Source organism: Streptomyces sp. NRRL B-24484 (assembly GCF_000717715.1).
GTDB lineage: Bacteria > Actinomycetota > Actinomycetes > Streptomycetales > Streptomycetaceae > Kitasatospora.
In genome coordinates this window covers 38,573-51,590 of sequence record NZ_JOAI01000012.1, presented here as the reverse complement: position 1 = coordinate 51,590, position 13,018 = coordinate 38,573, and the positions used below count along the sequence as shown (strand labels likewise).

11 protein-coding genes are annotated in these 13,018 nt (G+C 73.1%); 9 read left to right on the top strand and 2 right to left on the bottom strand.

Annotation, left to right across the window (positions count from 1 at the left end):
* Positions 1-22: 22 nt before the first annotated feature.
* Positions 23-853 (bottom strand): hypothetical protein, encoded by an 831-nt coding sequence (locus tag IE98_RS46265; RefSeq protein WP_078660989.1) that lies wholly within the window; start codon positions 851-853, stop codon positions 23-25.
* 162 nt (positions 854-1,015) lie between these two features.
* Positions 1,016-1,519 (bottom strand): transcriptional regulator, encoded by a 504-nt coding sequence (locus IE98_RS46260; protein WP_014134541.1) that lies wholly within the window; start codon positions 1,517-1,519, stop codon positions 1,016-1,018.
* 361 nt (positions 1,520-1,880) lie between these two features.
* On the opposite strand from IE98_RS46260, the gene pyrR reads away from it, so the two are divergent.
* The 9 genes from pyrR (at position 1,881) to IE98_RS0113095 (ending at position 12,936) form a co-directional block, all read left to right on the top strand.
* A complete protein-coding gene (gene pyrR / locus IE98_RS0113135; RefSeq protein WP_030268436.1) occupies positions 1,881-2,495 on the top strand; it encodes a bifunctional pyr operon transcriptional regulator/uracil phosphoribosyltransferase PyrR in 615 nt (204 codons plus the stop codon).
* Between the two features lie 5 nt (positions 2,496-2,500).
* Positions 2,501-3,478, top strand: a complete 978-nt coding sequence (locus tag IE98_RS0113130) for an aspartate carbamoyltransferase catalytic subunit (protein WP_030268434.1) — start codon at positions 2,501-2,503, stop codon at positions 3,476-3,478.
* A complete protein-coding gene (locus IE98_RS0113125; RefSeq protein ID WP_030268432.1) occupies positions 3,475-4,779 on the top strand; it encodes a dihydroorotase in 1,305 nt (434 codons plus the stop codon). Before IE98_RS0113130 ends, IE98_RS0113125 begins: the two co-directional genes overlap by 4 nt.
* Positions 4,776-5,336 (top strand): hypothetical protein, encoded by a 561-nt coding sequence (locus IE98_RS0113120; protein ID WP_030268430.1) that lies wholly within the window; start codon positions 4,776-4,778, stop codon positions 5,334-5,336. Before IE98_RS0113125 ends, IE98_RS0113120 begins: the two co-directional genes overlap by 4 nt.
* Positions 5,333-6,508 (top strand): glutamine-hydrolyzing carbamoyl-phosphate synthase small subunit, encoded by a 1,176-nt coding sequence (gene carA, locus IE98_RS0113115; protein WP_030268428.1) that lies wholly within the window; start codon positions 5,333-5,335, stop codon positions 6,506-6,508. The genes IE98_RS0113120 and carA overlap by 4 nt, the downstream gene beginning before the upstream one ends.
* 3 nt (positions 6,509-6,511) lie before the next feature.
* Entirely contained in the window at positions 6,512-9,820 is a 3,309-nt protein-coding gene (gene carB, locus IE98_RS0113110; protein ID WP_030268426.1) for a carbamoyl-phosphate synthase large subunit, read from the top strand.
* Positions 9,821-9,937: 117 nt separating this feature from the next.
* Positions 9,938-11,035 carry a quinone-dependent dihydroorotate dehydrogenase gene (locus IE98_RS0113105; RefSeq protein ID WP_030268424.1) on the top strand — a complete coding sequence of 366 codons (1,098 nt, stop codon included), beginning with the start codon at positions 9,938-9,940 and terminating at the stop codon, positions 11,033-11,035.
* A 156-nt stretch (positions 11,036-11,191) separates the two neighbouring features.
* A complete protein-coding gene (locus IE98_RS0113100; protein WP_030268422.1) occupies positions 11,192-11,983 on the top strand; it encodes a hypothetical protein in 792 nt (263 codons plus the stop codon).
* Positions 11,983-12,936, top strand: coding sequence for a dihydroorotate dehydrogenase (locus IE98_RS0113095; protein WP_030268420.1), 954 nt, complete (start codon positions 11,983-11,985; stop codon positions 12,934-12,936). Before IE98_RS0113100 ends, IE98_RS0113095 begins: the two co-directional genes overlap by 1 nt.
* The last annotated feature ends 82 nt before the right edge of the window (positions 12,937-13,018 follow it).

The window sequence follows — 13,018 nt, the reverse complement described above, 5'->3', positions numbered from 1 at the left end:
GCCCCGGGAGGGCTCGTTGCTTTCAGTTACAGGGCTGTGACAACCGGTGCGTGTGCGGCCCGCGGGGATGGGGAGGAACAGGGGCGACCGACCGCACCACCCGCAGGAGTCGACGATGTCCCGCAACCCCCGGGCCCCCCGGCCCTCCCGCTGCACCGCCAACGCCGCCGCCGGCCGGCCGCACGGCGACGAGGCCTTCGTGACGGGCATCCTGACCAGCGCCGAGGACTTCGAGCGGGCCCGCGCCTGGCACCTCACCGACGCCCGGGACTTCGACGGCTACCTGCTGGACACCGCCGTCCTGCTCGCCGAGGCGCGCCGCACCTACGGCACCGTCCAGGCCCGGATGTTCCACGTCGACGACTTCGCCGACTTCTGCCTGCTGCACCGGCTCGACCCGGCCGAGCCGGCGGCCCGGGACCGCTACCTCGTCAACCCGCCGCTGCAGACCCAACTGCTGCCCTATCAGGGCGAGGAGCTCGTCGGCGACTTCGTGCCGAGGCTGGTCCGCGCGCGGGACAACGGCCTGACGCTGCGCCACGTCGAGCTGCTGCTGGACGGCGGCGCGGACGGCTGCGGCGCGGACGGCGCCCCGGAGGAGGCGGGCGTGCAGGTGCGCCAGGCTCACCAGCGGGGGGCCGAGCTGTTCCGGAGGATGCTGGTCGGCGCAGGGTTCGGCGCGTACCGCTTCCTGTGCGCGGTGGAGGCGCCCGGCGGCAGGCTGGAGGCGGAGGCCCGGATCCTGCACTGGGAGGACGGGGTGGTGCGGATCAACGACGAGGACCTCGACCTGGTCTGCGCGGTGCTCTGCGCGGGCCTCTACCGGGAACTGCCGGGGGCGGCGCTGCTGCACGGCTCGCAGGGGGCGGCCGGCGCCTGCGGCGAGTACCGGCAGGTCGCGTGGGCCTGCCCCCCCGGGGCCCGCGGCGCCCCCCGGGCCGGGGAACGACCCGGGGGGGGGCGGGCGGCCCCGCCCCCCCCCCCCGCCGTGACGTTTCTGCACAGGGGGGAAGGGTCAGCCCGCGTCTTCCTCGCGGACGGCGCGGCGCGCGTCCGGGTTCAGCACGCCCCAGCTGATGAGCTGCTCGGTGAGGATCGACGGCGACTGGTCGTAGATCACGGCGAGGGTGCGGAGGTCGTCCTGGCGGATCGAGAGCACCTTGCCGTTGTAGTCGCCGCGCTGGCTCTGGATGGTGGCCGCGTAGCGCTGCAGCGGGCCGGCCTTCTCCGACGGGACCTGGGTCAGTCTCTCCAGGTCGAGGACCAGGCGCGGCGGCGGCTCGGCCGCACCGCCCGGGGTGCCGCCGGGCAGCAGCTCCTGCACCGGTACGCCGTAGAACTCCGCCAGCTCGGCGAGGCGCTGGACGGTCACGGCGCGGTCGCCGCGCTCGTAGGAGCCGACGACGACAGCCTTCCAGCGACCCTGGGACTTCTCCTCGACGCCGTGCAGGGAGAGACCCTGCTGAGTGCGGATGGCCCGGAGCTTGGCCCCGAGCTGCTTCGCGTAGTCGCTGGACATTGATCTCCCCGGACAATATTGCTTCGCGTGCAGTGAAGAGCCACGAGAGCGCGGGTGGTGACCGCGGACCGTTCGTCCGAACCGGTGGGTACGGCGCCGGTCCCGTAACTCACTGTGAGGTTACGTAGAGTGAGGTAGTCGCGTCAAGCCGAATGGGGCAGTCGTGCGAATAGCGCGGCGGCGGGCCGCCCCGCAGGCCCCGGAATGCGGGCTGACCTGCGAGGACACCAAACGGAACGGCGCCCTCCCGGGCCGTGGTGCCCGCACTGATAGCATGGGCGCGGCCCCGGTGCGCCGGGTGCCAATCCCAGACATCCTTTAAGACCCGTCCCGTGAGGCGGGGAAGGAGGTCCGCTTCGGCATGACCACAGACGGAACCACTGCGCCGCGTCCGCCGCACCAGGTGCTGGACGCCACCGACATCGCCCGGGTCGTCACCCGGATCGCCCACGAGATCGTGGAACGCGCCAAGGGTGCCGAGGACGTCGTCCTCCTCGGCATCCACACCCGCGGTGTCCACCTCGCCCGCCGGCTGCACGCCAGGCTGGTGCAGATCACCGGCCGCGACATCCCGCTCGGCACCCTGGACATCACGATGTACCGGGACGACCTGCGGCTGAAGCCGGCCCGCGCCCTGGAGCACACCGAGATCCCGGCCTCCGGCATCGACGGCAAGCTGGTCGTCCTCGTCGACGACGTGCTCTTCTCCGGCCGCACCATCCGCGCCGCGCTCGACGCCCTCAGCGACATCGGCCGCCCGCGCGCCGTCCAGCTCGCCGTCCTGGTCGACCGCGGCCACCGCGAGCTGCCCATCCGCGCCGACTACGTGGGCAAGAACCTGCCCACCTCGCTGCGCGAGGCCGTCCAGGTGCAGCTCGCCGACAGCGACGGCCGGGACGCCGTCCTCGTCGGCGACCGCGACTACACGGCCCGGTCCACCCAGGCGCTCGCCGCCGACCCGCACCTTCCGGAGTGACCCGCGTGAAGCGCCACCTCGTCTCCACCGCCGACCTCGCCCGCGACGACGCCCTGCTCATCCTGGACACCGCCGAGGAGCTCGCCCAGCTCTCCGGCCGCGCCGTCAAGAAGCTGCCGACCCTGCGCGGCCGCACCGTCGTCAACCTCTTCTTCGAGGACTCGACCCGCACCAAGACGTCCTTCGAGGTCGCCGAGAAGCGGCTCTCCGCGGACGTCATCAACTTCTCCGCCAAGGGCTCCTCGGTCTCCAAGGGCGAGAGCCTCAAGGACACCGCGCTCACCCTGCAGGCCATGGGCGCCGACGCGGTCGTCATCCGGCACCACGCCTCCGGCGCGCCGGCCCGGCTCGCACAGTCCGAGTGGCTGCACGGCAGCGTCATCAACGCCGGCGACGGCACCCACGAGCACCCCACCCAGGCCCTGCTCGACGCCTTCACCATGCGCCGGCACCTCAACCCGGGCCCCGGCCGCGACCTCGCCGGCCGCCGGGTGACGATCGTCGGCGACGTCCTGCACAGCCGGGTCGCCCGCTCCAACGTGCACCTGCTGACCACGCTCGGCGCCGAGGTCACCTTCGTCGCCCCGCCGACCCTGGTGCCGATCGGCATCGAGAACTGGCCCTGCCAGGTCAGCTACGACCTCGACGCCGTGCTGCCGAAGACCGACGCGCTGATGATGCTCCGCGTCCAGCGCGAGCGGATGAACGCCGCCTTCTTCCCCACCGAGCGCGAGTACTCCCGCCGCTACGGCATGGACGGCATCCGGATGGCGCAGCTCCCCGAGCACGCGATCGTGATGCACCCCGGTCCGATGGTCCGCGGCATGGAGATCACCGCCGAGGTCGCCGACTCGCCGCGCTGCACCGTGGTCGAGCAGGTCGCCAACGGCGTCTCCATCCGGATGGCCGTCCTCTACCTGCTGCTCGGCGGCGCGACCCTCGCCGACAGCCCCCGCACCGACTCCTCGGAGACCGCCCAGTGACCAGCTACCTGATCCGCAACGCCCAGATCCTCGGCGGTGCGCCCAAGGACATCCACATCGCCGACGGCGTCGTCCGGGAGATCGGCGAGGGCCTGACCGCCGAGGCGGACGTCGACATCGACGCCCACGGCCTGATCGCCCTGCCCGGCCTGGTCGACCTGCACACCCACCTGCGCGAGCCCGGCCGCGAGGACGCCGAGACCGTCCTCACCGGCACCCAGGCCGCCGCCAAGGGCGGCTACACCGCCGTCCACGCGATGGCCAACACCTTCCCCGTCGCCGACACCGCCGGCGTCGTCGAGCAGGTCTGGCGGCTCGGCCAGGAGTCCGGCTACTGCGACGTCCAGCCGGTCGGCGCCGTCACCGTCGGCCTGGAGGGCAAGAAGCTCGCCGAGCTCGGCGCCATGCACGACTCCGCCGCCGGCGTGCGGGTCTTCTCCGACGACGGCAAGTGCGTCGACGACGCCGTCATCATGCGCCGCGCCCTGGAGTACGTGAAGGCCTTCGACGGCGTCGTCGCCCAGCACGCCCAGGAGCCCCGCCTCACCGAGGGCGCCCAGATGAACGAGGGCCAGGTCTCCGGCGAGCTCGGGCTCGGCGGCTGGCCGGCCGTCGCCGAGGAGTCGGTCATCGCCCGCGACGTGCTGCTCGCCGCGCACGTCGGCTCCCGCCTGCACGTCTGCCACGTCTCCACCGCCGGCTCGGTCGAGATCATCCGCTGGGCCAAGGCCAAGGGCTGGAACGTCACCGCCGAGGTCACCCCGCACCACCTGCTGCTCACCGACGAGCTGGTGCGCACCTACGACCCGGTCTACAAGGTCAACCCGCCGCTGCGCACCGCCACCGACGTGGAGGCGCTGCGCGCCGCGCTCGCCGACGGCACCATCGACGCGGTCGCCACCGACCACGCCCCGCACCCCGCGGAGGACAAGGACTGCGAGTGGGCGGTCGCCGCGATGGGCATGGTCGGCCTGGAGACGGCGCTCTCCGTCGTCCAGCAGACGATGGTGGACACCGGCCTGCTGAACTGGGAGGCGGTCGCGGACCGCATGTCGTACCGCCCGGCGCGGATCGGCCGTCTCACCGGCCAGGGCCGCCCGATCTCGGTGGGTGAGCCGGCGAACCTGGTGCTGTTCGATCCCGCGTACCGTGGTGCCGTGGATCCCGAGAGCTTCGCCACCCGCAGCCGAAACACCCCCTACCGCGGCCTGGACCTGCCCGGACGCGTGCACGCGACCTTCCTGCGCGGCCGCGCGACCGTGCTGGCCGGCGAGCTGGCCGACCGGGACGGGCTGGCGTGACCGGCCTCGCCGCCGAGCAGGCCAGGGTCACCAACTGGCCCGGCTACATCGGCTGGACGGTCGGCCTGCTGATCCTGATCGCCCTGGTCTACTGGCTGATGCGGCAGGGCTGGAACTGGCGCCGGACGCTGCAGTCCGAGCTGCCGCCGCTGCCCGCCGCGCCCGCCGACCCCGGGGCGCCGCTGCTGCAGGCGAAGGGCCGCTACCACGGCTCCACCACGGCCGGGAACTGGCTGGACCGGGTCGTCGTGCACGGCCTCGGCACCCGCAGCCTGGCCGAGCTGACCCTGACCGAGCAGGGACTGCTGGTCCGCCGCCCCGGCGACGAGGACCTGTGGATCCCCGCCGCGGCGCTGACCGGCGCCCGGCGCGACTCGGGCATCGCGGGGAAGGTCGTCCCCGCCGGGCTGCTGGTCGTCACCTGGGACCACCGGGGCACCGCCCTGGACTCGGGCTTCCGGGCCGACCACCCCGACGAGCACACCGCCTGGGTCGAGGCGGTCGAGGCTCTGACCGAACGAACGAAGACGAAGAAGACGGAAGAGGCCGCAACATGACCGCACCTGCCCCCACCACGCCTCGCACCAGGCGGGAGCGAGTGCCCGCCGTGCTCATCCTGGAGGACGGCCGGACGTTCCGCGGCCAGGCGTACGGCGCCGTCGGCGAGACCTTCGGCGAGGCGGTCTTCAACACCGGCATGTCCGGCTACCAGGAGACCCTGACCGACCCGTCGTACCACCGCCAGGTGGTCGTGATGACCGCCCCGCAGATCGGCAACACCGGCTGGAACGACGAGGACGACGAGTCCAAGCAGATCTGGGTCGCCGGGTACGTCGTCCGCGACCCCGCCCGGGTCGCCTCCAACTGGCGCTCCCGCCGCTCGCTGGACGAGGAGCTGGCCAACCAGGGCGTCGTCGGCATCAGCGGTATCGACACCCGGGCGCTCACCCGCCACCTGCGCGAGCGCGGCGCGATGCGCGTCGGCATCTTCTCCGGCGAGGCCCTGGCCGACGAGCAGACCCTGCTCGGCCGGGTGCTGCAGGCGCCCGAGATGAAGGGCGCCGACCTGTGCGCCGAGGTCGCGACCACCGAGCCCTACGTCGTCCCGGCGATCGGCGGGAAGAAGTTCACCGTCGCCGCGCTGGACCTCGGCATCAAGGCGATGACCCCGCAGCGGATGGCCGAGCGCGGCATCGAGGTGCACGTGCTGCCCGCCGACGCCACGATCGAGGACGTCTACGCGGTGAACCCCGACGGCGTCTTCTTCTCCAACGGCCCGGGCGACCCGGCCACCGCCGACCACCAGGTCGAGGTGGCCCGCGGCGTGCTGGAGCGGGGCACCCCGTTCTTCGGCATCTGCTTCGGCAACCAGATCCTCGGCCGCGCCCTGGGCTTCGGCACCTACAAGCTCAAGTACGGCCACCGCGGCATCAACCAGCCGGTGCAGGACCGCACCACCGGCAAGGTCGAGGTCACCGCGCACAACCACGGCTTCGCCGTGAACGCTCCGCTGGACCGGGTCAGCGACACCCCGTTCGGCCGCGTCGAGGTCTCCCACGTCTGCCTGAACGACGACGTGGTCGAGGGCCTGCAGTGCCTGGACACCCCCGCCTTCTCGGTGCAGTACCACCCGGAGGCGGCGGCCGGCCCGCACGACGCCGCGTACCTCTTCGACCGCTTCGTCAACCTGATGGCCGGCGCCCCGGCCCGTACCACCGCTGGGAGCTGACCCGTGCCGAAGCGCACCGACATCAAGTCCGTCCTGGTGATCGGCTCCGGCCCGATCGTCATCGGCCAGGCGGCGGAGTTCGACTACTCCGGCACCCAGGCCTGCCGCGTCCTCAAGTCCGAGGGCCTGCGCGTCGTCCTGGTCAACTCCAACCCGGCGACGATCATGACCGACCCGGAGATCGCCGACGCCACCTACGTCGAGCCGATCACCCCGGAGTTCGTCGAGAAGATCATCGCCAAGGAGCGCCCCGACGCGCTGCTGCCGACCCTCGGCGGCCAGACCGCGCTCAACACCGCGATCTCCCTGCACCAGGCGGGCACCCTCGACAAGTACGGCGTCGAGCTGATCGGCGCCGACGTCGAGGCGATCAACAAGGGCGAGGACCGCGACCTCTTCAAGGGCGTCGTCGAGGCCGTCAACGCCAAGATCGGCCACGGCGAGTCCGCCCGCTCGGTGATCTGCCACTCGATGGACGACGTCCTCAAGGGCGTCGACACCCTCGGCGGCTACCCCGTCGTCGTCCGCCCCTCGTTCACCATGGGCGGCGCCGGCTCCGGCTTCGCCCACGACGAGGAGGAGCTGCGCCGCATCGCCGGCCAGGGCCTCGCCCTCTCGCCGACCACCGAGGTGCTCCTGGAGGAGTCCATCCTCGGCTGGAAGGAGTACGAGCTGGAGCTGATGCGCGACAAGCACGACAACGTCGTGGTCGTCTGCTCCATCGAGAACTTCGACCCGATGGGCGTCCACACCGGCGACTCCATCACCGTCGCCCCGGCGATGACCCTCACCGACCGCGAGTACCAGATCCTCCGCGACATCGGCATCGCCGTCATCCGCGAGGTCGGCGTCGACACCGGCGGCTGCAACATCCAGTTCGCCGTCAACCCGGAGGACGGCCGGGTCATCGTCATCGAGATGAACCCGCGCGTCTCCCGCTCCTCGGCGCTCGCCTCCAAGGCCACCGGCTTCCCGATCGCCAAGATCGCCGCCAAGCTGGCCGTCGGCTACACCCTGGACGAGATCCCCAACGACATCACCGAGCAGACCCCGGCCTCCTTCGAGCCGACGCTCGACTACGTCGTGGTCAAGGTCCCGCGCTTCGCCTTCGAGAAGTTCCCGTCCGCCGACGCCACCCTCACCACCACCATGAAGTCGGTGGGCGAGGCCATGGCGATGGGCCGCAACTTCCCCGAGGCGCTGAACAAGGCGCTGCGCTCGCTGGAGAAGAAGGGCAGCCAGTTCACCTGGGCCGGCCCCCTCGGCGACAAGGCGGAGCTGCTCGCCAAGGCGGTCGTCCCGACCGACGGCCGGATCAACACCGTCATGGAGGCGATCCGGGCCGGCGCCACCCCGGAGGAGGTCTTCGAGTCCACGAAGATCGACCCGTGGTTCGTCGACCAGCTCTTCCTGCTCGACGAGATCGCCGGCGAGCTCGCCGAGGCCGAGAAGCTCACCCCCGAGCTGCTCCGCCACGCCAAGCGGCACGGTTTCTCGGACCAGCAGATCGGCGAGATCCGCGGCCTGCGCCCGGACGTCGTCCGCGAGGTCCGGCACGCCCTCGGCATCCGCCCGGTCTTCAAGACCGTCGACACCTGCGCCGCCGAGTTCGCCGCCCGGACCCCGTACTTCTACTCGTCCTACGACGAGGAGACCGAGGTCGCCCCGCGCACCAAGCCCGCGGTGATCATCCTCGGCTCGGGCCCGAACCGCATCGGCCAGGGCATCGAGTTCGACTACTCCTGCGTGCACGCCTCCTTCGCGCTCGCCGAGGCCGGGTACGAGACCGTGATGGTCAACTGCAACCCGGAGACCGTCTCCACCGACTACGACACCTCCGACCGGCTCTACTTCGAGCCGCTCACCCTGGAGGACGTCCTGGAGATCGTCCACGCCGAGCAGCAGGCCGGCCCGCTCGCCGGCGTCATCGTGCAGCTCGGCGGCCAGACCCCGCTCGGCCTCGCCCAGGCGCTCAAGGACAACAGCGTGCCGATCGTCGGCACCCAGCCCGAGGCGATCGACCTCGCCGAGGAGCGCGGCGCCTTCGGCCGCGTGCTGCGCGACGCCGGCCTGCCCGCCCCCAAGCACGGCACCGCCTTCTCCTTCGACGAGGCCAAGGCCATCGCCGACGAGATCGGCTACCCCGTGCTGGCCCGCCCGTCCTACGTGCTCGGCGGCCGCGGCATGGAGATCGTCTACGACGAGGCCTCGCTCGCGTCCTACCTGGAGCGCCACGCCGGCCTGATCTCCGAGCACCCGGTGCTCATCGACCGCTTCCTCGACGACGCGGTGGAGATCGACGTCGACGCCCTCTACGACGGCACCGAGCTCTACCTCGGCGGCGTCATGGAGCACATCGAGGAGGCCGGCATCCACTCCGGCGACTCCGCCTGCGCGCTGCCCCCGATCACCCTCGGCGGCTACGACATCAAGCGCCTGCGCACCTCCACCGAGGCGATCGCCCGCGGCGTCGGCGTCCGCGGCCTGATCAACATCCAGTTCGCGCTGTCCGGCGACATCCTCTACGTGCTGGAGGCCAACCCGCGCGCCTCCCGCACCGTGCCGTTCACCTCCAAGGCGACCGCCGTGCCGCTGGCCAAGGCCGCCGCCCGGATCTCGCTCGGCTCCACCATCGCCGAGCTCCGCCAGGAGGGCCTGCTGCCGGCCGAGGGCGACGGGGGCACGCTGCCCGCCGACTGCCCGATCTCCGTCAAGGAGGCCGTGCTGCCGTGGTCGCGCTTCCGCGACGTGGCCGGCCGCGGCGTCGACACCGTGCTCGGCCCCGAGATGCGCTCCACCGGCGAGGTCATGGGCATCGACCGGGTCTTCGGCACCGCCTACGCCAAGTCCCAGGCCGGCGCGTACGGCGCCCTGCCCACCAAGGGCAAGGTCTTCGTCTCGGTCGCCAACCGCGACAAGCGCAACCTGGTCTTCCCGGCCCGCGCGCTCGTCGAGCTCGGCTTCGAGCTGCTCGCCACCACCGGCACCGCCGAGGTGCTGCAGCGCGGCGGCATCCCCGCCACCGTGGTGCGCAAGCACAGCGAGGGCGAGGGCCCGAACGGCGAGCGGACCATCGTCCAGCTGATCCACGAGGGCGCCGTCGACCTGATCATCAACACCCCGTACGGCACCGGCGGCCGCCTCGACGGCTACGAGATCCGCACCGCCGCCGTCTCCCGCGGCGTGCCCTGCCTGACCACCGTCCAGGCGATGGGCGCGGCCGTCCAGGGCATCGACGCGCTGCACCGCGGCGACGTCGGCGTCATGTCGCTCCAGGAGCACGCGGCCCTGATCAACGCCGGCCGCAAGTAGTCCGACCACCGTGGGGGGCACCGGAGACCCGGGTGCCCCCCACAGCCCCCCTCCCGCCGCCCGACCACCGCCCCTGCTGGACGGGCTTCGCCCGACGATCCCAACAGGAAGGGCGCTGTGTACAAGCTCCTGTTCGACCTGGTCTTCAAGAAGATGGACCCGGAGAAGGCCCACCACCTCGCCTTCTTCTGGATCCGGCTGGCCGCCTCCGTCCCGGGCCTGCGGCAGCTCGCGAAGGCCGTCCTCGCCCCGCGCGACCCCGCGCTGCGCACCACCGCGCTCGGCCTGGACCTGCCGGGCCCGTTCGGCCTCGGCGCCGGCTTCGACAAGGACGGCATCGGCATCGACGGCCTGTCGATGCTCGGCTTCGACTTCGTCGAGATCGGCACCGTCACCGGTGAGCCGCAGCCGGGCAACCCCGCCCCGCGGCTGTTCCGGCTGATCGAGGACCGCGCCCTGATCAACCGGATGGGCTTCAACAACCAGGGCTCCGCCCGGGTCGCCGCCCGCCTCTCCGGCCGGATCCGCGCCACCGGCACCCCGGTCGTCGGCATCAACATCGGCAAGACCAAGGTGGTCGAGGAGGCCGACGCCACCGAGGACTACCTGAAGTCCACCCGGCGTCTCGCCCCGCACGCCGACTACCTGGTCGTCAACGTCTCCTCGCCGAACACCCCCGGCCTGCGCAACCTCCAGGCCGTGCAGATCCTCGGCCCGCTGCTGTGGGACGTCCGCAAGGCCGCCGACGAGGTCACCACCCACCACGTGCCGCTGCTGGTGAAGATCGCCCCCGACCTCGCCGACGAGGACATCGACGAGATCGCCGACATGGCGCTCACCCTCGGCCTGGACGGCATCATCGCCACCAACACCACCATCGGCCGCGAGGGGCTCGCCACCGACGCCGCCCGGGTCGAGGAGATCGGCATGGGCGGGCTCTCCGGCGCCCCGCTCAAGGCCCGCTCGCTGGAGGTGCTGCAGCGGCTGCGCGCCCGCACCGAGGGCCGCCTCGCGATCGTCTCGGTCGGCGGCATCGAGACCGCCGAGGACGCCTGGCAGCGGATCGTGCACGGCGCCGACCTGGTGCAGGGCTACAGCGCCTTCGTCTACGAGGGCCCGTTCTGGATGCGGCGGGTCCACAAGGGCCTCTCCGCGCGCCTGCGCGCCAGCGGGCACCGGACGATCGCCGACGCCGTCGGCACCGCCAAGGCGTAGCCGCCGGCCGCCGCGGGCGCGGGGAACGGCGCGCGGCGGGAGGATCGTGGCGTGACCTGCGGGCCGCCCGGCGAGTTGCAGGTGTGGACGCGGGACCCCGGGCGCGGACGTGCGCTGCGCGCCGGGGCGTCCCGGATCGATCGAGAGGTGTCGGACATGGCCCATCCGGTGCGGTGGCGGGCGGAGGTGTACGGGTGCACGGCGGAGGGCGCGTACCACCGCCTGGTGCTGGAGGTGCCCGAGGCCGCGTCCCGTGCCCGCCCGGGCCACTTCGCCTCGCTGGCCGGCGACCACGCGGTGGTCCGCGAGGCCGTCCCGATCGCCCGGGCCGACGCCACCACCGGGACCCTGGACCTGCTGGTCGCCGACGGCCCCCGTAGCGGACCGCTCGACCTGATCGCCCCGCTCGGCACGCCCTTCCCCGTCCCCGACGCGCCGGTACGGGCCCTGCTGGTCGGCCACGGCCAGCACGCCGCCCCGCTGCCGGCCCTCGGCGAGCAGCTCAGGGCCCACGGCGGCCAGCTCGGCTACCTGCTCGGCGCACCGACCGCAGCGGCCCTGCACGCCGTCGACGCGGCCCGGGCGCTCACCCAGGACGTGCTGGTGGTGACCGAGGACGGCTCGGCCGGCCTCACCGGCCTGGTCTCCGACCCGGTCGCCCAGGCCGCCCGGGCGATCGACGCCTCGGTCGTCTACGCGGCGGGCCCACCCGACGTCCTCGCGCTCACCGCGGCGGCCGTCGCCGACCTCGGCATCCGCTGCTGGGCCCTGCTCGCCACCGACCTGCCCTGCGGCACCGGCCTGTGCGCCGCCTGCGTCGTCCCGGTGGTCGGCGCCGACGGCGTCAGCCGGTTCGCCCGGGTCTGCACGGAGGGCCCGGTGTTCGACGCCACCCGGGTGCGCTGGGCCGACATCGGGGCGGTGCCGGCCGACCTGGAGGGCGCGTGATGGACCCGCAGGACGTCGATCTCACCGCGCCCTTCGGCCCGCTGACCCTGCCGAACCCGCTCACCACCGCGGCCGGCTGCGCCGGTCCCGTCCGCGAGCTCGCCAAGTTCGTGCCGCTGGACGCGCTGGGCTCGGTCACCACCCGCACGATCATGCCGCGGCCGCGGGCCGGCCACCCCACGCCACGGGCCGCCGCCACCCCCGCCGGGCTGCTCACCGCGCTCGGCCTGCCCGGCCCCGGCATCGACGCCTTCGTCGAGCGGGAACTGCCCTGGCTGGCCGAGCGCGGCGCCCGGGTGGTGGTGTCGATCGCGGGGGAGCGGATCGAGGAGTTCGCCGCGCTGGCCGCCCGGCTCGGCGGCCTGCCCGGCGTGGTCGGCCTGGAACTGAACATCGGCGGGCCCAGCCACGCCGACCTCGGCCTGGTCTTCGCCGCGAACCCGGCGATCTCCTACGACCTCGTCCGTGCGGTGCGCCGGGCCGCCCCCGCCGACCTGCCGGTCTACGCGAAGCTGGCGCCCGACGTGCTGTCGATCACCGACATCGCGGCGGCCTGCGTCCGGGCCGGCGCCGACGGCCTCTCGATGATCAACACCGTGCCCGGGCTGGACATCGACCCGGACACCCTGCGCCCCGCACTGGCGGCCGGGCCCGGCGGGCTCTCGGGACCGGCCGTGCGGCCCGTGGCGCTGCGCTGCGTGCACCTGGTGCACGCGGCGATGCTGGCCGGACGCCTGCCCACCGTGCCGATCCTCGGCATGGGCGGGGTCACCGACGGCCGGGACGCGCTGGCCTTCGCCGCGGCCGGCGCCAGCGGCGTCGCGGTCGGCTCCGCCCTGCTGCACGACCCGACGGCCCCGCTGCGCATCCTCGACGAACTGCGCACCGAGCTCGCCTCCCGCGGCCTCGCCGCCTTCACCGATGCCGTCGGTCTGGCCCACCGCCGGGACTGACCCCACCCCGACCCGCACGACCCGCACGACCCGCACGAGACCGTACGAGACCGTACGACGACCCCGACGACCGGAGGACATC